At 38.6% G+C, this 22,824-nt stretch carries 22 protein-coding genes; 6 read left to right on the top strand and 16 right to left on the bottom strand.

All coding sequences use genetic code 11. From position 1 onward, the window contains the following. Positions 1-7 precede the first annotated feature (7 nt). Both icd and citZ read right to left on the bottom strand, forming a co-directional pair. A complete protein-coding gene (gene icd, locus CFK37_RS12960) occupies positions 8-1,279 on the bottom strand; it encodes an NADP-dependent isocitrate dehydrogenase (RefSeq protein ID WP_089062247.1) in 1,272 nt (423 codons plus the stop codon). Between the two features lie 105 nt (positions 1,280-1,384). Continuing rightward, positions 1,385-2,503 (bottom strand): citrate synthase, encoded by a 1,119-nt coding sequence (gene citZ, locus CFK37_RS12955; protein ID WP_089062246.1) that lies wholly within the window; start codon positions 2,501-2,503, stop codon positions 1,385-1,387. 315 nt (positions 2,504-2,818) lie between these two features. On the opposite strand from citZ, the gene ytvI reads away from it, so the two are divergent. Further along, positions 2,819-3,928: a sporulation integral membrane protein YtvI gene (ytvI, locus tag CFK37_RS12950; RefSeq protein ID WP_089062245.1), complete on the top strand. Its 1,110-nt coding sequence runs from the start codon at positions 2,819-2,821 to the stop codon at positions 3,926-3,928. A gap of 2 nt (positions 3,929-3,930) precedes the next feature. On the opposite strand, the gene CFK37_RS12945 is transcribed toward ytvI, so the two are convergent. The 8 genes from CFK37_RS12945 to dnaE form a co-directional block, all read right to left on the bottom strand. Beyond that, on the bottom strand, positions 3,931-4,317 hold the full coding sequence (locus tag CFK37_RS12945) for an FxsA family protein (RefSeq protein WP_089062244.1): 387 nt from the start codon (positions 4,315-4,317) through the stop codon (positions 3,931-3,933). Positions 4,318-4,539: 222 nt separating this feature from the next. Next, positions 4,540-6,300 (bottom strand): pyruvate kinase, encoded by a 1,761-nt coding sequence (pyk, locus tag CFK37_RS12940; protein WP_089062243.1) that lies wholly within the window; start codon positions 6,298-6,300, stop codon positions 4,540-4,542. 23 nt (positions 6,301-6,323) lie between these two features. After that, complete coding sequence (gene pfkA / locus CFK37_RS12935; protein WP_089062242.1) at positions 6,324-7,283, bottom strand: 6-phosphofructokinase; 960 nt, start codon at positions 7,281-7,283, stop codon at positions 6,324-6,326. 146 nt (positions 7,284-7,429) lie between these two features. Next, positions 7,430-8,392, bottom strand: a complete 963-nt coding sequence (gene accA, locus CFK37_RS12930) for an acetyl-CoA carboxylase carboxyl transferase subunit alpha (RefSeq protein ID WP_089062241.1) — start codon at positions 8,390-8,392, stop codon at positions 7,430-7,432. Further along, the gene (gene accD, locus CFK37_RS12925; RefSeq protein ID WP_089062240.1) at positions 8,389-9,249 is read right to left on the bottom strand and encodes an acetyl-CoA carboxylase, carboxyltransferase subunit beta; all 861 of its coding nucleotides are present in this window, start codon (positions 9,247-9,249) and stop codon (positions 8,389-8,391) included. Before accD ends, accA begins: the two co-directional genes overlap by 4 nt. A gap of 95 nt (positions 9,250-9,344) precedes the next feature. Next, positions 9,345-9,956 (bottom strand): FadR/GntR family transcriptional regulator, encoded by a 612-nt coding sequence (locus tag CFK37_RS12920; protein WP_089062239.1) that lies wholly within the window; start codon positions 9,954-9,956, stop codon positions 9,345-9,347. Between the two features lie 19 nt (positions 9,957-9,975). Continuing rightward, positions 9,976-11,211, bottom strand: a complete 1,236-nt coding sequence (ystJ, locus tag CFK37_RS12915) for an NADP-dependent malic enzyme (RefSeq protein ID WP_089062238.1) — start codon at positions 11,209-11,211, stop codon at positions 9,976-9,978. A 131-nt stretch (positions 11,212-11,342) separates the two neighbouring features. Continuing rightward, positions 11,343-14,699 (bottom strand): DNA polymerase III subunit alpha, encoded by a 3,357-nt coding sequence (gene dnaE, locus CFK37_RS12910; RefSeq protein WP_089062237.1) that lies wholly within the window; start codon positions 14,697-14,699, stop codon positions 11,343-11,345. A gap of 124 nt (positions 14,700-14,823) precedes the next feature. Between dnaE and ytrH the strand changes: the two genes are divergently transcribed. The 3 genes from ytrH to CFK37_RS12895 all read left to right on the top strand — a co-directional run bounded on the left by ytrH (position 14,824) and on the right by CFK37_RS12895 (position 15,933). Continuing rightward, complete coding sequence (gene ytrH / locus CFK37_RS12905) at positions 14,824-15,153, top strand: sporulation membrane protein YtrH (protein ID WP_089063658.1); 330 nt, start codon at positions 14,824-14,826, stop codon at positions 15,151-15,153. After that, complete coding sequence (gene ytrI, locus CFK37_RS12900; protein WP_089062236.1) at positions 15,153-15,656, top strand: sporulation membrane protein YtrI; 504 nt, start codon at positions 15,153-15,155, stop codon at positions 15,654-15,656. Before ytrH ends, ytrI begins: the two co-directional genes overlap by 1 nt. A gap of 73 nt (positions 15,657-15,729) precedes the next feature. Beyond that, the gene (locus CFK37_RS12895) at positions 15,730-15,933 is read left to right on the top strand and encodes a YtzJ family protein (protein WP_089062235.1); all 204 of its coding nucleotides are present in this window, start codon (positions 15,730-15,732) and stop codon (positions 15,931-15,933) included. A gap of 78 nt (positions 15,934-16,011) precedes the next feature. Here CFK37_RS12895 and CFK37_RS12890 read toward each other — a convergent pair whose 3' ends face one another. Then, entirely contained in the window at positions 16,012-16,959 is a 948-nt protein-coding gene (locus CFK37_RS12890) for a DHH family phosphoesterase (protein WP_089062234.1), read from the bottom strand. Positions 16,960-17,065: 106 nt separating this feature from the next. Between CFK37_RS12890 and CFK37_RS12885 the strand changes: the two genes are divergently transcribed. Continuing rightward, a complete protein-coding gene (locus tag CFK37_RS12885) occupies positions 17,066-17,359 on the top strand; it encodes a YtpI family protein (protein ID WP_089062233.1) in 294 nt (97 codons plus the stop codon). A 35-nt stretch (positions 17,360-17,394) separates the two neighbouring features. Here CFK37_RS12885 and CFK37_RS12880 read toward each other — a convergent pair whose 3' ends face one another. Together CFK37_RS12880 and CFK37_RS12875 are read right to left on the bottom strand one after the other, a co-directional pair. After that, positions 17,395-18,702, bottom strand: coding sequence for a DRTGG domain-containing protein (locus tag CFK37_RS12880; protein WP_089062232.1), 1,308 nt, complete (start codon positions 18,700-18,702; stop codon positions 17,395-17,397). Positions 18,703-18,780: 78 nt separating this feature from the next. Then, a complete protein-coding gene (locus tag CFK37_RS12875) occupies positions 18,781-19,002 on the bottom strand; it encodes a hypothetical protein (protein ID WP_089062231.1) in 222 nt (73 codons plus the stop codon). Between the two features lie 154 nt (positions 19,003-19,156). Between CFK37_RS12875 and CFK37_RS12870 the strand changes: the two genes are divergently transcribed. Continuing rightward, positions 19,157-20,383 (top strand): MFS transporter, encoded by a 1,227-nt coding sequence (locus CFK37_RS12870; RefSeq protein ID WP_089062230.1) that lies wholly within the window; start codon positions 19,157-19,159, stop codon positions 20,381-20,383. Between the two features lie 446 nt (positions 20,384-20,829). Here CFK37_RS12870 and CFK37_RS12865 read toward each other — a convergent pair whose 3' ends face one another. Genes CFK37_RS12865 through pilM form a run of 3 tightly spaced genes read right to left on the bottom strand, consistent with a single transcriptional unit; the run spans position 20,830 to position 22,815 of the window. Beyond that, positions 20,830-21,360, bottom strand: a complete 531-nt coding sequence (locus tag CFK37_RS12865; RefSeq protein ID WP_089062229.1) for a hypothetical protein — start codon at positions 21,358-21,360, stop codon at positions 20,830-20,832. Then, on the bottom strand, positions 21,353-21,895 hold the full coding sequence (locus CFK37_RS12860; RefSeq protein ID WP_089062228.1) for a hypothetical protein: 543 nt from the start codon (positions 21,893-21,895) through the stop codon (positions 21,353-21,355). The genes CFK37_RS12865 and CFK37_RS12860 overlap by 8 nt, the downstream gene beginning before the upstream one ends. A 14-nt stretch (positions 21,896-21,909) precedes the next feature. Continuing rightward, a complete protein-coding gene (gene pilM / locus CFK37_RS12855; RefSeq protein ID WP_089062227.1) occupies positions 21,910-22,815 on the bottom strand; it encodes a type IV pilus biogenesis protein PilM in 906 nt (301 codons plus the stop codon). Between the last annotated feature and the right edge of the window lie 9 nt (positions 22,816-22,824).

Below are 22,824 nucleotides of genomic sequence, written 5' to 3'. Positions count from 1 at the left end.
CTTACACTTAATCCATATTTTTGATTAGTTCTTGACCAAACTCAGAACACTTAACTTCTGTTGCACCCTCCATTAGACGGGCAAAGTCATACGTTACAACTTTTGATGCAATAGTTTTATCCATTGCTTTTGAAATTAAATCTGCCGCTTCTCTCCACTCAAGGTGTTCAAGCATAAGAACAGCCGAAAGAATGATTGATGATGGATTTACTTTGTCCATTCCAGCGTACTTAGGTGCAGTACCATGTGTTGCTTCGAAAATTGCATGACCAGTTTCAAAGTTAATGTTTGCTCCCGGTGCAATACCAATTCCGCCAACTTGTGCTGCTAAAGCATCTGACACATAGTCTCCATTTAAATTCATTGTAGCAACTACATCAAATTCATCAGGACGAGTTAAGATTTGTTGTAGGAAAATATCTGCAATGGAATCTTTCACAAGAATTTTTCCGTTTTTGATTGCTTCATCCTGCGCTTTATTAGCTGCTTCCTTACCTTCTTTTTCAACAATGCGGTCATATTCAGCCCATGTAAATACCTTATCACCAAATTCTTCTTCCGCTAGCTCATAACCCCAAGCTTTGAAAGCACCTTCAGTGAATTTCATAATGTTACCTTTGTGGACTAATGTAACGCTTTTGCGTCCTTCATTAATTGCATATTCAATACTTGAGCGAACAAGGCGTTTTGTACCCTCTTCGGAAACAGGTTTAATTCCAATTCCAGATGTTTCAGGGAAGCGGATATTATGAACATCCATTTCATTCTTCAAGAATTCAATTACCTTTTTAACTTCTGGTGTGCCTTTTTGCCACTCAATACCAGCATAAATATCTTCTGTATTTTCACGGAAAATCACCATATCTACGTCCTCAGGGCGTTTTACTGGTGATGGAACACCATTGAAGTAACGTACCGGACGTAAACATGTAAACAGGTCTAATTCCTGGCGTAAAGCTACGTTTAATGAACGAATTCCACCACCGATTGGAGTCGTAAGTGGTCCTTTAATCGCAATTTTATAGTCACGAATCACATCAAGAGTTTCAGAAGGTAACCACTCACCAGTTTTATCGTAAGCCTTTTGGCCAGCATAAACTTCTTTCCACTCAATTGCTTTTGCTCCATTATAAGCCTTCTCAACAGCTGCTTCGATTACTTTACTGGCAGCAGCCCAAATATCGGGGCCTGTTCCATCCCCTTCGATAAATGGAATAATTGGACGATCTGGAACACTCATATGTCCATTTTCCACAGTAATTCTTTCTCCTTGTGCCATAAAAAATTCCTCCTAATCATAATCATACTAATCTATTTTATCATATTACCGAATAACATAGGAATAGCCGGTCAAACACCGGCTACTAATTGTTTAGCACCAAATTTATCCGCGATTTTCAATTGCTACGTAATCTTGTGTTTTTGGACCAATGTACTCAGCACGTGGGCGAATCAAGCGGTTGTTGGAATATTGCTCCAAAATATGTGCCAGCCAGCCGGAAACACGACTAACTGCAAAAAGAGGCGTGAATAAATCGTGATCGATTCCTAAGCTGTGGTATACAGATGCGGAATAAAAATCAACGTTTGCTGGTAATCCTTTTTCCTCTTTGATGAAATCTTCAATTTTAATGGACATGTTATACCATTTAGCCTGTCCGGTTATTTTAGTTAATTCTTTAGACATGCGCTTTAAATGTTTCGCACGTGGATCACCATTTTGATATACCCGGTGTCCCATACCCATTATTTTCTCTTTTTGTTCTATTTTTTCTTTAATGTAAGGAATTGCATTGTCTTCTTCACCAATTTCAGTCAACATCTTCATTACACGTTCATTGGCACCACCATGAAGTGGACCTTTTAACGCTCCAATTGCTGCAGTCACACCAGAATAAATATCTGAAAGTGTTGCTACGCAAACACGCGCTGTAAATGTTGACGCATTCAATTCATGATCTGCATGAAGGACGAGCGCTTTATTAACTGCTTCAATTTCAATGTCTTTACCTTCTTCACCATTCAACATGTATAAGAAGTTAGCAGCAAATCCTAATTCTTTCTTCGGTTTTACCGGATCTTTCCCTTGGCGGATACGTGCGAAAGCAGTTACAATTGTTGCGATTTTTGCTTGAATTCGAATTGCTTTCCGTTTATTAGCATCCTCTTCCATTACGTCGGCTTCTTCATCATAAAGTCCAAGTAATGATATTGCTGTGCGTAAAGCAGCCATTGGGTGAACAGAAGACAAATCATATGAACGTAAATGTTCAGTCACAGCATCTGGAAGCTCCATATTTAAAGCTAATTCCGCTTTAAATGAATCAAGTTCAGACTTTGTCGGCAGCTTAAGGTTCCATAATAAATAAACAACTTCCTCAAAGCTTGAATTCTCGGCTAAATCATCAATTCTGTAACCAACGTATGTAAGTTGATCATCTATGATGGAACTAATTGACGATTGAGTTGCTACAACCCCTTCGAGACCTTTTGTTGTTGTCATAACATCCCTCTCCTTTTCTATAGTTTTACACATTAAATTAGGATACATTATAGATAATGACTCTGTTTGACAATATTCGTACATCTGGCATTGTCATCCCCATGGACAATTATAAAGTAAAATCAAAGCAATGTGAATTGAAACCGATTATTTTCACCAATATTTTTAGGAAAGTCCACATTTTCCGTCAGAAAATCCTGCTTTGTATTAAGAAGCTAATGGTGTCTCTCCATTTTCTTGTACTATTCCGTCCCTATTTCTCATATGTAGATAAGACAAGCAATTTATTTGAGAAGTAAATCATGGGGTGGCCATATGTATCCGCAATATATCGATCGAATACTTCGATTTTTATTTGTATTCTTTATCTTCATAGCCAGTTTTTTTCTAATAAAATACAGTCTAATTTATCTTTACCCATTTATTATTGCATTTCTTTGTGGATTTATTCTTCAGCCATCCATTCATATTCTTGAGGACTTTTGCAGGTTTCCGAGATTCCTTGCAACCCTTTTTGCACTTGCTATTTTTTTGCTCGTAAGCGTATTTTGTATAGCAATCATCGTTAATGAACTAATGCATGGAACAGCATATCTGGCCAACCATCTGCCTGCATACTTCAAAGATTTTATATCGCTTTGTGAAGCGTATTTTCATTCTACTATTTTACCGTTATATAATAAATTGGCTGCCTTTTTCAATTCGCTGGATCCTTCTCAGCAACAAGCTATTAATAGCAGCTTGGAAAAAATCACAAACCAAATAACAACTTCAGGGTCAACGTTAATCAAAGGTTTCCTGTTAAATGTACCCGAAGTAATAAGCATTCTGCCAAGTTCATTAACGATTTTCACCGTAACACTTATCGCCACGTTTTTAATTGCAAAGGACTGGAACCGGCTTAATCGTTTGGCAGTTCAAACAATCCCTTACCTTAACAAAGCCGTAGTCCATGATTTATCTAAGCACATAAAGTCGTCCCTGACAGGTTTTTTAAGGGCGCAAGTCGTATTAATGTTAATAACCGCAGCCTCGATATACATTGGTTTATCATTGCTAAAAGTGAAATACGCACTCACTGTTGCAATTCTGGCTGCATTGCTGGACTTACTTCCATATATCGGAACGGGCGTCATTTTCATACCGTGGATCTGCTATTTATTTATTACTGGTGATTATGCCATGACCATTCAGCTGGCAAGTTTATATATGGCAATTGTCGTTGCCAGGCAAATTATTGAACCAAAACTTTTGTCCGCAAGCATTGGCATAAGTCCTTTGGCCACACTGCTGACCATGTTCGTTGGCTTAAATTTATGGGGGTTACTAGGCTTATTCATTAGCCCTTTTCTGTTAATCGTATGGAATGCCTGTTATCAAACAAGGGTTTTCAGACACATACTATTATTTATCAAAGGTGGCTGATATTACTTTCGATAAATGATTGTTGCGTTATTCATACGGTGTTTTATAAAAGCACGGAGCAAATTCTTAAATGGATTGCGCGTGAACGGCAACACGAGAAGAAAACCCACAGTATCTGTAATGAATCCAGGGGTGAAAAGGAATACAGCACCAACGAAAATGCATATTCCATCAATTATTTCTTCTGCGGGTACATGACCACTGTTCATGGAAAGCCTTGCACGATTCCATGTTTCAACACCCTGCCTTTTGGCTATAAATACCCCCACAAAGCCTGTCAGCATGATTAGAAATACAATCCACCACGGTCCGATTATTCCTCCGGCCCAAACGAAAATGCCAATTTCCAATGCTGGTATGATAAGGAGTGCAATAATTAACCAACGCATGGACAATCACCCTTTCTGTAAGAAAAGCACAGGAGCCCAATTAAGGTATATTGCTGGCCCCGGAGCCAGACATAATTTCGTTTATCATCCTTCACTTTGCAAAAAGAGGCAGGGACATAAGTGTTTTAATAAAAGAAATATCCGAACTAACCGAAAATTAACAGTACTGTTCGTATTTGAGTTACACTTTTTTGATATGTCCCTAGCCTCTTTGTGCTCACCTTATAATACGCTTGTATGACCTCTAAATACGTCACCTTTTGTAGCATCTATTGTAATATCATCGCCGTCCTTGATTAGTTCAAAGACTTTATCCAACCCTACAATAACTGGTATGCCAAGACTGAGACCTACTACAGCAGCATGTGATGTCAGACCGCCCTCTTCCGTAATTATACCACCAGCTTTTTGAATGGCAGGCATCATATCACGATCAGTACCATACGTCACCAGGATATCCTCTTCAGTAACTTTTGTGTTAGCCTCCTCTGCCGTTTTGGCAATCACTGCCCGACCATAAGCACTTCTTCTGCCGATTCCCTGGCCTTTGGCAATGACATCACCAATGACATGAACCTTCATTAAATTAGTTGTTCCGCTCTCCCCAACGGGTACACCTGCAGTTATAATTACTCTGCTTCCGCGTTTAAATAATTCTGTTTTCAAACCTTCTTCAACAGCTACGTCCAGCATTTCATCAGTTGAATTCGCTCTTTCACCTATAGCCGCGTGCACACCCCAAACCAATGACAATTGACGGTTTACATGGTCAGAGGACGTAACGGCCACAATCGGTGCTTTTGGACGATACTTGGAAATCATTCGTGCTGTATGCCCACTTTCTGTTGGAGTGATGATTGCACTCACATCCAAATTCATTGCAGTATGGGTTACAGACTGACTAATTGAATCCGTAATTGTCATATCAACAATTTTTGATCGATTTGTCAGAATCATTTTGTGGTCAAGCGCTGTTTCGGCCTTTAATGCGATACTGCTCATTGTCTGAACCGACTCAACAGGATAATGCCCTGCAGCTGTTTCACCTGAAAGCATAATAGCATCTGTTCCATCAAAGATGGCATTAGCGACATCTGACGCCTCAGCTCTTGTAGGGCGAGGATTTCGTTGCATTGAATCCAGCATTTGTGTGGCTGTAATAACCGGTTTCCCTGCGTTATTACATTTATTAATAAGTTGTTTTTGAACTAATGGAACATCCTCTGCTGGGATTTCGACACCTAAGTCTCCTCGGGCAACCATAATTCCATCACTTACTTCTAAAATTGAATCAATGTTCTCTACACCCTCATTGTTTTCAATCTTCGGGATGATTTGAATATGTGTTGCATCATATTGTTCCAATAATGCTCTTATTTCAAAAACATCAGAAGGACGCCGTACAAAAGAGGCAGCAATAAAATCGACTCCTTCTTCGATACCAAACACAATATCATTTGCATCCTTTTCTGTAATACCTGGCAATTTCACCTGCACATTTGGCACATTGACACCTTTTTTATTTTTGATCGCACCACTGTTTAATGCTGTCGTAATCAGTTCCTGGTTTTCTTTATCTATCTCCTCCACCTTCAGCTCAATTAAGCCATCATCGAGTAGGATGGACGACCCTTCATGAACATCATTGATTAGGCCAGGATAGGTGATTGAAAACCGTTTTGCGGTACCTACAATTTCGTTCATCGATAACACGACAGTCGACCCTTCTACAATTTCATCTTCACCATTTTCAAAAGATCCTGTTCTAATTTCTGGACCTTTTGTATCAAGTAATATGGCAACTGTTTTCCCAGTTTTATTAGCCGCTTCTTTAATATTTTTGATCCGTTGTCGATGTTCGTCAAAATCTCCATGTGAAAAATTTAAACGAGCCACGTTCATGCCAGATTTGATCAATTGTTCCAAGGTTTCAATTGATTCAGAAGCAGGACCAATCGTACAGACGATTTTTGTTTTCCTCATTGATAGTTCCTCCTAATATAGTCTTAGATAGACAATTCATTCGATAATTGATACATTTCCATATTAATTGCATGTTTTTGATTTAATATCTCCAATATGTTGTGATCAACTAATTTATTTTGTTGAATTCCAACTACCCGGCCACCTTCACCGCCGAGCAGCAAATCAACAGCTTTAGCTCCTAAGCGGCTGGCTAACACTCTATCAGCTGCGGTAGGTGACCCTCCGCGTTGAATATGACCTAATACCGTAACGCGCGTTTCTAGATTTGTTGCATCCTGGATTCGCTTCCCATACGAAAAACCGCTGCCGACGCCTTCAGCTAAAATAATAATACTATGTTTCTTCCCACGGTCATGCCCTCTTTTTAATTTATTGATAACTGCTTCGAAATCATCCTTCTTTTCAGGAATTAATATACTTTCAGCTCCATCTGCAAGGCCGGCCCATAGGGCTAGATCACCTGCATCACGGCCCATTACCTCAATGACGTATGTCCGTTCATGCGAAGTAGCAGTATCTCTAATTTTATCAATAGCTTCAATAATAGTATTTAGAGCTGTATCAAAACCAATTGTAAAATCAGTTCCGGGTATATCATTATCAATCGTACCGGGAACTCCAATACATGGAAAACCATTTTCCGTTAATTTTTGGGCTCCACGAAAGCTCCCGTCTCCACCAATTACAATCAGACCTTCGATGCCATGCCTTTTAAGTTGTTGAATAGCTTTCTGCTGGCCCTTTGGGGTTTTAAATTCCGTACTTCTTGCTGAGAATAAGATTGTCCCGCCGCGCTGAATAATATCACCTACGGAACCTATTTCCATTTTGCTAATGTTACCTTCCATTAGGCCCTGAAATCCATTTTTGATCCCATATATGTCTACTCCATGAAAAATAGCTTTTCGTACAACAGCCCGAATTGCAGCATTCATTCCTGGTGCATCACCACCACTAGTTAAAACAGCTATTTTCTTCATCTTCTCACCTCAACTACCTTTAGAATTTCATTTAGTTAAATTAATTAACTTTAACCTGCTACATTAAATATAGTACCGTAAATTTGTTAAGAAAAACAATCATGAGGCTGACTAGATGTCAACCCCATTTGAATAAGTTACGCTATTTACTGTTCCAATTCCTTATAATCGCCAATTTGCTCATACTTTTCCCATCTTTTTTCAAGTAATTCTTCTTTGGCAATGTCTGATAAAGAAGCGAGTGATTTTGCTAAAACCCCATTTATATTTGCGGCTTGCTGCTTAATATCACGGTGAGCGCCACCTCTAACTTCTGGTATAATTTCCTCAATTACACCAAGTTCTTTTAAATCATAGGAGGTGATTTTCATTGTTTCGGCAGCCTTTTGAGCCAGACCGGAATCTTTCCATAACAATGCCGCAGCACCCTCAGGTGAGATTACCGAGTAAGTAGAGTTCTCGAGCATATGAATATGGTCACCAATTCCTAGTCCAAGGGCACCGCCGCTTCCGCCTTCACCTATCACAATACAAACAATTGGCACCGTAAGACCAGCCATCTCCATTAGGTTTTTGGCGATCGCTTCACTTTGCCCACGTTCTTCGGCAGCTTTACCTGGAAATGCACCTTTTGTATCAATGAAACAGACGATTGGACGATTAAACTTTTCCGCTTGTTTCATATGCCGCAATGCTTTGCGGTACCCCTCAGGGTGCGGCATACCAAAGTTTCGGTGAATATTTTCTTTAGTATCCTTCCCCCGCTGATGGCCAATAACTGTGATTGGACGATCCTGATAATAGGCTATACCTGCAACAATCGCAGCATCATCACCGAAAAAACGATCCCCATGAAACTCGATGAAATCGGTAAACAATTCACCGATATAATCCAGAGAGGTTGGCCTGTCCTGATGGCGCGCCATCTGTACACGATTCCATGGTTTTAAATTTGTGTAAATATCGTTTTCCAGCTTTTCCAGTCGTTTTTCAAGCGTGCTTATTTCATCTGTTAAATCAATCTCACTATCTTCTGTAAAACTTTTTAATTCCGTTATTTTTTCTTTAAGATTTACAATTGGTTTTTCAAAATCCAATACTTGCTTCATTCAGAGTCCCCACCCTTCTGATGCATATGGAGCAATGTAGTTAACGTTTGCTTCATATCATGTCTGTGGATGACCTTGTCCAACTGTCCGTGTTCTAAAAGAAACTCTGCAGTTTGAAAGTCATCCGGCAGCTTCTCCCGAATAGTTTGCTCAATAATTCGTCTCCCGGCAAACCCAATCAAGGCACCTGGTTCAGCAAAATTGTAATCACCTATTGATGCAAAACTTGCTGATACTCCACCAGTTGTTGGATGTGTCATAATGGAAAACATTAGTCCTCCAGCCTCACTAAAACGTTTAATTGCAACAGAGGTTTTCGCCATTTGCATTAAGCTTAAGACGCCCTCTTGCATCCGGGCCCCACCTGAAGCAGTAAATAGGATGATTGGTAACGATTCCTTCCTTGCCTTTTCGACCGCTCGGGTAATTTTTTCACCGACCACAGACCCCATACTTCCCATGCGGAACCTGGAATCCATAATGCAAACCACGGTTGGCTGACCATCAATTTCACCTTTTCCAGTTACAATAGCTTCGTTCAAGTCTGTTTTGATCCGGTCATTTTCCAGCTTTTCTTCATAACCAGGAAACCCTAAGGGATTATTTGAGATTAAATATTGATCCCATTCCTGAAATGACCCTTCATCAAATAAACTATCAATCCGTTCCCAAGCAGTCAATTTATGGTGATAACCACAATTCGGACAAACATTAAGATTTTTATTCATTTCTTTTCGATAATATATTTTGTGGCAGCCTTCACATTTTTTCATTAATCCTTCTGGAACATCCATTTTGCCTTGTTCACTTGGTATGGATGCATACTTCTTTTTCTTGCCGAAAAAATCCTTTAGCAAGGTAACTCCTCCTTTTCAGAAAACGGGTGATACACTTATGTAATGGTATATAACGAATAAAACTGCGATAAAATGGGTTGGTCACATATTAGTTATCATTCCATATAATTTCCAAACAATTTTTCGACCGCATCATACGACCGATTTATATATATGTCAATCAGTTCCTCATAAAACATTTTATCATAATTTGACTGTTTCATCGTTAGGGAAAAGTCTTCCATCAGGTTCCAGATCCTTGTTAATAAAAGATTATCCGTCTTTTTTAACAACAAACGAAAAAAATATGTGTGCTTTTCCTCCAGATTTTCTGTTACGAGCATTTCCATTTCATTGACATCCTGCTGATCGATGCGATGAAACGTCAGCTTCGTTATTTCTTTTTCAAGAATTACTTTTGCGGTACGTAATTCCCTTTTAGTTTTGGCACCCTGTAAGATAAAGGATGCCAACAACTCAACAGTTTGGTATGGTTTATAATCACTTAAGAACGTGCCTTGCCCGCTGCGTGTTTCTATTAAACCAAGCAGCTCCATAGCCCGTAATGCTTCTCTGACAGACGATCTACCAGCCTGTAAATTTTCCGCTAGATCACGTTCAGAAGGGAGTTTATCACCAGGTTTAAGATTATTTTCATCGATATACCTTCGAATTTCGTTTAAAACTGCTTGGTATACTTTCTGCTTAGGTGACATGGACACAGCCATGGCTCCCTCCTTTACGCGATTAAGAATCGATTCGTGTTAAACTTCTTGTCTTCTCTGCAACAGCCTCTGGATCAACTTCAATTCGTGCGACTCCTGTTTCCATCGCTGCCTGAGCAACACTTTTTGCTACAATTGGAGCAACTCGTGCATCGAATGGAGCTGGAATTACATAATCTTCATTAAGATCATCTTCACTGACAAGTGAAGCGATTGCTCTTGCAGCAGCAATTTTCATTCTTTCATTGATACGTGTAGCTCGTACATCTAACGCTCCGCGAAAAATACCAGGGAATGCGAGCACATTATTTACCTGGTTAGGAAAATCTGATCTTCCTGTACCAATAACTTTTGCGCCGGCTTCTTTTGCCTCATCTGGCATAATTTCTGGATCCGGGTTAGCCATAGCGAAAATAATAGGATCTGTATTCATGCGTTCTACCATTTCTTTTGATAGTAAACCACCAACAGATACACCAATGAAGACATCCGCACCTTCAAGAACTTCTTCAAGTGATCCTTCTTTTCTATCCTTATTGGTTATCTTTGCCACTCGATCTTTCACATCATTCATACCATATGGCCTACCGTCAAAGATGGCTCCTTTTGAGTCACACATAATCATTTCCCGTACACCAAAACTATGAAGTAATTTTATGATGGCAATTCCGGCAGCACCTGCACCGTTTGCTACTACTCTGATGTCTGAGAATGATTTGCCAACAACTTTCAATGCATTAATTAAGCCTGCTACAGTTACTATTGCTGTCCCATGCTGGTCATCATGAAAGATTGGTATATTCGTTTCTTTTTTAAGTTTTTCTTCAATAATAAAGCAATTAGGAGCTGCTATATCTTCTAAATTCACTCCGCCAAACGTTGGTTCCATTAATTTTACCGTACGAACGATTTCTTCAATATCATGAGTGTCAAGACATATTGGGAAGGAATCTACTCCGGCAAAACTTTTAAATAACACAGATTTCCCTTCCATAACTGGAAGTGCGGCTTCAGGGCCTATATTTCCAAGACCCAATACTGCTGAACCGTCACTAACGACCGCGACCATATTACCTTTCATGGTATAATCGTAGACTTTTTCCTTTTGGTCATGTATTTCCTTGCATGGCTCTGCGACACCGGGCGAATAAGCTAAGCTCAGATCCCTGGCATTATGAATCGGAACCTTTGACTCTATTGTTAATTTTCCTTGTTTTGACTTATGCATTTGCAGTGAATCATCTCTCAAATTTGACATGTCCTATTCGCTCCTTTTTAGCAATAGTAATGGTATACGCTTGTCCTTTTAGTGGTCAGACCACCGATTATTTCATTATAACAGATGGTTTTTATGTGTAAAGTTATAGATATGAAGACATTACAATTATCTTATTCTTTTTTTAATGCCACATTTTTCTCGCCCAGTTGAAGTCTTAATGCGCGTATGCAAGCTGATGTTGCATGAAGAAAATAGTCGCTTGCCAATTGATAGGTTATCTTGCTATCTTCCTGATGAATGATCACTGGCGTACTGCCAGGTTGGTTGACTGCAGCTTCTTTTAAAATATTCATTACCTGTCCACTATCTTTCGATCTGCATTTCACAAATAGTTGTTGCGGTGCTTGAATGGTAAGATCGTCTTCTTTAAATGGCTGGATTTCCTGAATCACCCATTGCAGTTTGTTATTACGTTCCTCAATCTTCCCATTAATAATAACAAGCTCCTCTTCATGAAGCCACGGATTTACCTCCCGGAATAGATCTGGAAAAATAACTCCTTCCATATCACTTGTTTCATCACTGAATGTTATAAAGGCCATTGGGTCTCCACGTTTTGTTCGAATAGTTTTCATCGCCTGAACAATTGCCGCGCTTTTTATTTTTCGTTTTCCTGCCATTGAACTTGCCTGGCTTAAGTTCAGAAGTCCATTTCCTCTTAGTTTCTGACGATAACTAGCCAAAGGATGGCTGGATATATAAATCCCCATCAATTCTTTCTCATCCGAAAGCTTTTTCATTAGACTAAAATCGTCCATTTCAACATATGTTTCCTCTAATTCCATCTTATCCTGAAATAGGCTCGGCTGATCCGCAAATTCCCGAAATAATTCACCCTGTTCCATAGCGTGGTCAATTGAAGCTAGCAGGCTCGCTCGGTTATCAAAGGTTTCATCAAGCGCACCAGCGATTATTAATAATTCCAGTGCCTGACGATTTACTGCTTTTGTTGAAATCCGTAAACACAAATCAAATATCGATTTAAATGGACCTGATTTACGGGCACGTACAATTTCCTTCACGACTTGATTGCCAATTCCCTTAATGGATAATAATCCCATGCGAATTTGTCCGTCTTCAACGGTATATTTACCAAAGCTTTTATTTATGTCCGGAGGAAGAAATTCAATATCAAAGGTTTTGGCCTCTTTACGATATTGATGCACTTTATCCTGCTGATTGGCAATGGAACTTAATAATTCCGCAAAGAAGCTGGCAGGGTAATGGGTTTTTAAATAGGCCAATTGATACGAAACCTGACTGTAAGCCACCGCATGGCTCAGGTTGAAACCGTAGTTTGCAAACTGTACAATCCAGTTAAAGATTTCAGTTGCAATTGTTTCATCATAGCCATTCGCCAAACATCCGGCGATAAACTTTTTCTTCTGATTTTCCATTAATTCATGTTTCTTTTTACTTACTGCACGCCGCAAGATATCCGCTTCACCAAGTGAGAAACCGGCTATTTGATTCGCAATTTGCATAATCTGTTCTTGGTAAATTAATACGCCATATGTGTCTTTTAAAATTGGTTCCAGATCAGGATGCGGGTATTTAATCGGTGTTTGTCCATGCTTTCTGCTTATATAAATTGGAATATATTCCATTGGACCTGGCCGATAAAGTGCATTAACCGCGACAATATCTTCAAATGATGTGGGTTTTAACTTCCTTAATACCTGCTTCATACCTGTCGATTCCAGCTGAAATACACCATTTGTTTTGCCCGACTTCAGTAATTGAAACGTACCCTCATCACCATTGGGAATTTCCCCGAGTTTTACTCTTGTTCGATGTGTTTGAGCAATTGATTTTACTACACGTTCCAACAGTGTCAAATTTCTTAGTCCCAGGAAATCCATTTTTAGTAAGCCAACTGCTTCAAGTTCATTCATCGGATACTGTGTCAGCCTTGTATCACCTGATCCAAATGTTAGCGGAATATACTCCACCAGCGGTTTCTCGCTAATCACTACCCCGGCCGCATGTGTTGATACATGTCTTGGTAAACCCTCAAGCTTCAATGCAATTGAAAATAGTGTCTTTAACGAAGCGGATTGTTTTATATACATTTTCAAATCCTCTGATGCCTGAATATACTCAAGTAATGGCTTGTTTGCCTGGACAGGAATTTCTTTTAATAAATAATACGCATCCTGCTGCTCAATTCCCATCGTTTTGATCAGCTCCCGAAGCAGTGAACGTGCTGCAAATGTCCCAAACGTAATAATTTGCGCAACATGATCTGTACCATATTTATCACGAACGTAATCAATCACCTCATCACGCCGGTTATCGGAAAAGTCAATATCAATATCCGGCATTGTAACCCGTTCCGGATTGAGGAAGCGCTCAAAAATTAACCGGTGTTTTATCGGATCAACATCTGTAATGGATAATACAAATGCAACTAATGAACCGGCAGCTGAACCTCTTCCGGGACCAACTGCGATATCATGTTTTTTTGCATAATTGATGAAGTCCCACACAATTAAAAAGTAATCACTGAACCCCATTGATTTAATAACAGATAACTCGTATCGTAACCGGTTTTTCACTTCATCAGATGCATCTGTATATCTCCCATTTAAATTACTCCAGCACTTTTCCTCCAAATATGTATGGGCATCCAGGTCGCCTGGTACTGGAAAAGAAGGGAGCAATCGATCACCAAAGTTTATTTCCACATTGCATTTTTCTGAAATCTGATCAGATGCTTCCAAAACTTCCGGCCAAAAAGAACGGAATAAATTATTCATATCCTCAGTTGATCGCAGATGATGGTTAGTGGAATCAGCATGATTATTCGGAGCCCATTGCTTCCCTTTTTTCATTGCTTGCAAACAATCAAAGGCATAATTATCTTTCTCATCTAAATATTTCACATCGTTAATCGCAACCATTTTTACTTGTTTTTGCTCGGAAAAGGCGTGCAGTGCTTCATGTAATTCCTTTTCTCTATCTGTACCATAATCTTCAACACCCAAATAAAAATCATCGCTCGCAAATAACTGTTTCCAAGGTGCCAGGTAATTATCTATTTGCTCAAAGGAATGATTGTTTTCAAACTGATTTATTATTTTTTGATTGGTCACTGGGACTATTCCAATTAAATCTCCTGTAAACGTATTTAGCTGCTCCAATTCCACACTGTTTTGACTATTTGTTTGAATAAAAGTACTTAATTTCATTAACTGCTGATAACCCTGATTATTTTTCGCTAATAAAATACAAACACTTTCGCCCGTCTTATCGTCACTAATAAATACGTTCATTCCGATTATCGGTTTTATCCCGTGCTTTTGACATGTTTTATAGAATGGGATAGCGCCATATAAGACCTGGTCATCCGTTAACGCCAGTGCATGAAATTGATGATCAACGGCCTTTTCTACAAGCCTATCGATTCTAATGGTGCTTTCCATTAAACTGTATCCGCTTTTAACCTGCAAATGTGTAAATGACATGCTTTCCCACCTCGTTGTTACCTTCTTAATTTATTATAACGAAACTCTTTGCGCTTCCACAATTCATATCTTGTCCTATTTAAACATATAGTGGGAGTAGTCTACCTTGTGGGGTGCTTATATTATGGAAGAACGTTTCTTTGCTTCATTTATCCATTGTTATTTCATTGCTTTCGGGGTCATTATTGGTGGCACTATAATTGGCAGTATTGGGCATTTTATGACGGGTGATGCTCCTGTGGCATCGATAACCCGTCTGGCTAGAAGTCTGCGTATTTGGGCCATCGTCGCTGCTATTGGTGGTACGTTTGACGCTATCGCCAACTTTGAAAGAGGTCTTGATGGGTCAAGTATTGATGTATTTAAACAAGTGCTGTTAATAGTGGCCGCCATGGGTGGAGTGAAATCCGCCATCTTAATCCTAACATGGGCTATCCAGCAGGAGATAGAATAATGCATATCCCTCCCTATTACAAGAAAAAAAGCTGGCAGCGCTTTTTAGTTGGTACATTTTTCGGTGCAATAATTGGATACTGTGTACTGCTGTATATGTACGGTAATATGTATGAAAATTTACTGGAGCAAAACGCCGAATTACAATCACAGGTGAAAGAATTAACGAGCCAAAATAAGGCTTTACTGAAAGACAAAGAAGATTTAGACCAGCAGTCCAAGGAATCCGATACCGTAAAGGCAATTGAAATTACTATTTCAAACGGTGAAGAGTTAAAGATGGATAGATTGATTGTACACCAGCTAGAGGACCTTATTAAAGAAGAAATTTCTCATATTATTGGACAGGACGTTGATATTGTATCGGAAAGTGATTTATTACTGATGTCTACCATTGAAAATAAAAGTTTCCGCGTTGATGATATGACATATAAATTTACTGTCAGTAAACTTTCCATTACCGAAACAGTAAAACTAACAATGGAAGCTGAAATTGAAGGGTAAAAAAATTTTTAAAAAATAGGCACATTTACACTAACAATCATATACTATTCTACATGGAAAGGAGTGGATTCATATGTTCATTATGGATCAAAAGCGTATTAAGGAAGAAAAAATGGCCCAATTAAGAAATGGTTTGACAGCATACGCTGAATCAAATGAATTAATTCGTTTAATAAAAAAGGATATTCAAAAATATGAATTACTTGTGCATTGTGATGAAACACCTTCAGGATGCTGGTTTATACCACTTCATGAAAAGACGGGGAATGCCTGTTAAGCAATCAGCTGGATTTAGTGATGTTACCTTTGTAACATACTATAAACCAAAAGAAGCGCTATCTCAGCACTTCTTTTTTTACTTTGTATATAACATACAAGCCTGATTAAGGTCATTGACTACTTGTGCTACTTCTTCCCACGAATGGACAGACGCTCCAGCAGCCATAGGATGACCTCCCCCATTGTACTTAGTAGCAATTGTGTTTATTACGGGGCCTTTTGAACGGAGACGTACACGAATCAGGTCATCTTCTTCAATAAAGAACGCCCACGCTTTAATCCCCTCAATCTCTCCTAATACACCGACCAACTGACCGGTTTCCATATCACTTACGCCAAACTCACGTAAAATCGATTGATTCAGTTTTATCGTACTCATACCCGAATCCGCAAGTTTGTAATTTTGTAAAATATAGCCACGTAGTCTTGCTATTGTTTCCTTGGTACTGTAGATCCCGTCATATAATGCTGAACGATCAAAATTGTAGGTTACAAGTTCTGCAGCAATTTGGAATGTTTTCTTCGTTGTACTTGGAAATAGAAATCGGCCGGTATCGCCAACAATTCCTCCATAAAGAAGACGTGCTACCTGGTCATTCATTTTAAAACCGTGACTTTGTGCATACAAAAAAAGATCATAAATAATTTCACTGGTCGAACTTGCGTCTGTGTTAACGGATAAAATATCTCCATATTTATCTACATTCGGATGGTGGTCAATTTTAATTAACGTATCTCCCTTGCCATACCGGGTATCATCAATTCTGGCAGCGTTGGCCGTATCACACACGATTACAAGTGCCCCTTTAAATGTATCATCATTGATTGTATCCATTCCTATTAAGAACGTTAGGGATGGATCCTCTGATCCAACAACATAGACATCTTTTTCGGGAAAGGTTTCTTTAATCATGTGCATTAATCCACCCTGAGAACCTAGAGCATCAGGATCCGGCCTTACGTGGCGGTGAATAATTATTGTATGGTGATTTTTGATTGCTTCTACTATTTTGTCAAAGTTCATTTTTTACACATCCATTTCTTCTAGCATAATTCACTAAAACAAGCTACAATATAAATAGGATTTTTCAAAAGCATCTCTTTAAAATTTTCTTACTGGAGTAGATAGAATGATCATTTTTCCTATTATTATCTTGTTATCAATTGTGCTTTATGTATATTACAAGGTTGCCATATTACGAACGAAAGACAAACTTACACAAGCATATTTTAACGCAAAATCAAGAATTTGTCTCGGAAGCTTTGTTTTCTTTTTTGCTGTCAATCAATACTTATTTTACCAGACAAAAATTTCCCTGTTTATCGGTATTGTGTTTCTAGTACTTGGTTACTTGCAGCTGTCAAGAGGATTTAAAGAAGTTAAGCACTACAGAAATGAGTGGAAACGTCTATATAGTGAATAAAAACAGGCTGGCTAATTTTAACCAGCCTGTCTTTTTTATCGATCAATCAATTGGGCCATCAGCAGGCCCTTGCCGACCATTTTCTTGTTATTAAATACTTCAACATCTATTTTTGCATAAACCCTGCCAACTTCAAGCAGATTTGGTTTTATGATTATTTTACTGTCAATTTGTACAGGTTTCATAAAATATACTGTTATATTTTCTACTACTAAATCTGCCTTTTTTGCCTGCAACAGCAAACGGCTGCTTGCCTCCGAAATTAATGACGTGAATACACCATTTGAAAGTGTACCAAGCTGATTGGTCATTTGTGGTGTAATATCTGTTTGAAACATCGTTTGTTCCGCGTCCAGTGAATCAAGATTCCGTGAGATGATATCGTCAATTGTTTCCCCAATCTGAGGCTGCCGTTGAATTTGCTGCAGCGCTTTCAGTACGTCCTGTCTTGAGACAATTCCCTGCAATTTGTTCGATTGATCGACAACAGGCATAAGCTCAATGCCTTCCCAAACCATCATATGGGCTACATATGCCAAAGAGGTTTTTGTTTGGATTACATGCGGACGTTTCGTCATAATTTTTTCAATAGGGGTTTGATTGTCTTTTCCAAGAACATCCCTCGAGGTAACCATTCCTACAACACGCTGCTTGTCATCGATAACGGGAAATCTCGAATGTTTTGATTCGTCATTAAGCCTGTACCATTTTTCTAAAATATCTTTTGTTTTCAAATAATAGGCACTTTCAACAGGTGTAAATATATCATCAACAAACACAATTTCTTTTTTGATTAATTGATCATAAATAGCCCTGTTTATCATTGCGGCTACAGTAAAGGTATCATAGCTTGTCGACATTATGGGTATTTCTTTTTCATCAGCAAGCCGTTTGATGTGCTCCTTCGTGTCAAATCCACCCGTTATCAAAACAGCTGCACCCTCATTTAATGCAAGTTCATGGGCCTTTATCCTATTCCCTACGATTAATAAGGAATCACGTTCAGTATATCGCATCATGGCCTCTAACTGCATGGCGCCAATAACAAATTTACTTAATGATTTGTGTAATCCTCTATGACCCCCAAGAACCTGTCCATCAACGATATTGATAACTTCCGCAAAAGTCAGTTGTTCAAAGTTTTCTTTTTGTTTCCGTTCAATACGTATGGTTCCAACCCGCTCAATTGTACTTACCAGCCCCTGATTTTCAGCTTCTTTTATCGCCCTGTATGCAGTACCTTCACTTACATTTAGATCCTTAGCAACTTGGCGAACGGATATCTTATTACCAATCCCTAACGTTCCGATATGTTGAATGATTTGCTCATGTTTCGTTGCCACTAGGTCGTCACCAACTTTCAACTGTACTAGTTTACTTTATGATTATAATTATACAGTTGAAAGAGTCAAACCTCAATGCTAAAGCCTTTGGAGCTGCCTTTTTCTTTCCTGTTCCATAGATGGCGGTTCCATAATTCGCAGGATTGTTGCACTATTTGCAGCAATTACCAATAAAAACAATACCAGCCACATTCCCCAAAATAACACAGCTGTTGAAGTCACTGCGGTCGGGATAACGGGCCAGGCAAAGTATAAGAAAAAGCATGCTAATAACAATCGTAAAATAGCGTAGTGTCGCATTACATTCCCTCCTTATTCCTATGGTTTACCATATGTTCAGACATGCTGATTCAGAACACAGATGAAATATCTTTTATTCATTCTCGGATAAAGAACATTAAAAGGGAGAATAGTAAAGGATACTGTATAGTAAAACAAGGGAGGAAGCTTGTGAATGGAGAGTAAGTCTAAACAAAGTAATGAAGTTTATGACAAAAGATGGGCAATTGTTTCAATGGCATCCATCCCATTGATCATGACACTTGGAAATTCAATGTTAATTCCTGTATTGCCTATCATGGAAAAAGAACTGGATATCTCTAAACTGCAATCCAGCTACATTATAAGTGTTTATTCTGTTGTGGCTATTTTTCTAATCCCGATAGCCGGGTTTCTTTCCGATCGTTTTGGCAGGAAAAATGTCATTATTCCTTCTTTAATTATAGCGGGAATTGGTGCTATACTAGCGGGGTTTGCATCATGGAAAATGAATGACCCCTTCGTATATATCCTTATAGGAAGAATCCTGCAGGGGATTGGCGCCTCTGGAACCGCCCCAATTGTATTGCCTCTGGTTGGGGATATGTTTCAAAAAGATAAGGATATCAGTTCCACCTTGGGTATTATTGAAACATCTAATACATTTGGGAAGGTATTAAGTCCTATACTCGGAGCTGTATTAGCAGGAATTATATGGTTTTTACCTTTCTTTTCTATTCCTTTATTCTGTCTTATATCTGTTCTGCTCATTATTTTTTTGGTTAAAAAGCCAGAAGATGATGAAAAGGGACCTAGTTTTTCCGAATTTAAACAACATACAAAAGAAGTATTTCATGAACATAAACGTTGGCTGCTTGCCATTTTTGTCATTGGAGCTATCTTAATGTTTATTTTATTTGGTATTCTATTTTACCTTTCCAGTGTGCTGGAAGAAGTATATCACTTCAAAGGAGTTAAGAAAGGATTATATTTAGCTGTACCACTTGCGGCGTTATGTTTGTCCTCATTTATAGCAGGTAAAATCATCAAGGATAATTTGGTTCTTATGAAATGGATAACCTTTGTCGGTATCTTGGTTGCAGGCGGGGCTGTTGTCGCTGTACGATTTTCCGATCAGTTTATTTATTTATTAATCGTTTTCCTAGTCTGTGGAGTTGGGATTGGGGCCGTGCTTCCTTGTATGGATGCGCTAATTACCGAAAGCATTAAGAAAAATGTAAGGGGTACCGTTACCTCCATATATAGTTCTGCCCGTTTTGTAGGAGTAGCTGGGGGACCGCCAGCTATTGCCTTATTAATGAAACAGGATTTAACATGGCTGGTCAGCCTGCTTTCTTTGTTAGCATTAATCGCAGCATTTCTAGCCTTTAAAAAAATCAAACCCGAGGATGATCCGAAATAATGCGTTCGTAGGATCGGTGCTAAGGCAGCCTCAGGGCGCTGAACTAGACATATTTCCGTACTTTCTTGAAATGTAAGCTTGAGGCCGGGACATAATTCAAAAGACGAAAGATCACAGGATAGGAAATTTAGAACGTTACTTTTTCAACACAGTCGGATCTAATGCGCAGTTGAAACTGCAAAGTAACAGCAACGTGATTTTTTGCAAAAAATGCGCTGGGTTGTTTTCCGCTGGACCTGCGCAGTGTTTTTCCGTAGCGGTGGACTAACACTCATATAAAGTTAGTTCGCAGTTTATGAACAAATTCGCAGTAAAGTTTACAAAAACAGCCAAAAAGACATCCGAACTACTACAAATTCTAATTAACGAATTTTGAACATAGTTCGGATTTATCTGACTGAAACACTTTTGTCCATGCCTAATCACTTTATGGAGAACCCCATAAATCAATCGATTTTATGGAATACAGAAAAGGTCACAGTAAACGAAACCATTTTTTCTGATTTATTTATTGCTATTTTGTCTACAGTTAAAAGGCGCTTATTGTTTTTTAAAAGGGACAAAAAGGCATTGGCATGTTCCAATTTCTTTGTTGTTGCTTCAAATGTGTAGCTCTTTTTTCCAATTCCTTCGGGCAAATTTGTCGTTTTAGTATTTTCAACTGCTGCTAACTCAAGTAAATGGACAGCAACATTTGAACTGGATGCAAATTGCTCCATTTCTAATAGAAGCTGATCAGGTTGTTCCCGATTTGGTATGAATGCTAATGTATGACTGATTGAATCACTTTTGTTGTTCGCCTGACTGGCTAATTTATCCAGTTGGGCTTCGAACATTGCGGTACTATTTTTAGTTGATGCTAATTCCATTTTCAGGGGTTGAATTACCAGATTATACGTAATCAAATAAATTACCAACGCACTGATTACAACACTAATAACGCAATATAACGTTCGCTTTGATAATGGTTTACTCATCCCCACCATCCTCCTCCGCCAAAACACCGGGATCAATGCTGATGGTTAGTGTAGCCTTGTAGATTGAATCTTGATGGCTGATCATAGTCAGCTCTGTTTCCATTATATCCTTTTGTTTCAACAGGGCTGAAACATATTCCGAAACCGCTGTAAGTGATTTAAAGTCTGCTTGCAATGTCACTTGATTGGTTTCAAGGGACTCATAAGTAATTAATTGTTCCGTTTCCGGAAGTAATTCAAGTATTCGATTGTATACCTCTATAGTTGGCATACTTATTGACTTAATTGCTTGTATATCCGTACTTAATCTTTGCTGCTCGCGTTGATTGTTTATGGTTCCTTGCTGTTTTTTTAGCGCTTTTTCTACATGAGCCAGATTGGATTTTTGTTCCACTATCTCACTTTCATAGTTGCTTTTTTGAACTAGAATTAAAGCAAAGACACATACCAGCAGAATAATTAACACTAGACCCATTTTTAGAAAGGGAATATATTTATTTGATTGTTTTTCCAGAAGATTGATTTCTGTATTCATCACTTGTTCCCTTTCTACACGTTATGTTTCATCGCCAACCCTAAGACATCAGTATATTTAGCAGCAATGTCATATGTTTTATGAAGTTCATCAATAAGATCAATTGGTATCGTTACACTGTTCTGTATTTTAGTTTTGATTTCCTGTAAATTTGCTGCGTCACCAGATATCAGCAGCCTAGTAATCGTTGAAGCACCATTTGTGATATTAAACTGATAAAAGTCAATAATCCGGGTAATTTCAGTAATCAATTCATTGGTTATCCCGCTTTCCAAAACCAGTTTCCGGCTTCTAGTAAAAACTGCCTGATGGTTAGAAAACGTGGTTAACACTAGTGAATCCACGTTCCAATGGATTAACAAGACATCGTTATCGTTATCATTATCCTTATTTTCCTCTTGTAAATAATAATAACGATAAACCGATAATGATGTAAGATCGGCCACTACTGCTTTCATTCCGGCTTCAGTAAAAACCGAGACAAATTCATCAAGCTTCTCTTTGGGATATGCAAACATTAATATCGTTTGCTCTTCTTTGCCCGCTTTAAGGAGTTCTATATCCATTGCCGGATTTCGGAATGGAAGATGAAATCGATTCCCTAGATGCGTAGTTACGTAACCTTTAACTTCATTGAACGAGAGTGCTGATGGAACCTTTATCTTTCGAATAACCACCGTATCATCAGGAACGCAAAAATAAAGTTTTTTACGTTTCCATTTTTGTTCATGAACAAGATTCCGCAGCAGTTTAAGTAAAACAGGTTTATTCCCGATTCTGCCATCTTTGATTGTATCCACAGGCAATTCTATCTCTCCATGGCTCACAAGACTTTCCAATGATTCGTCTTTATGGAAACAATAACGTAGAACCCGATTAGTAATAACAATATTTACTCTGCCAGGATTTCTTAATCCCATGTTAACACC

The sequence above is a fragment of the Virgibacillus phasianinus genome, assembly GCF_002216775.1.
In the GTDB taxonomy this organism is placed as follows: domain Bacteria; phylum Bacillota; class Bacilli; order Bacillales; family Amphibacillaceae; genus Virgibacillus_F; species Virgibacillus_F phasianinus.
This window is presented reverse-complemented; position numbering and strand designations above follow the sequence as displayed.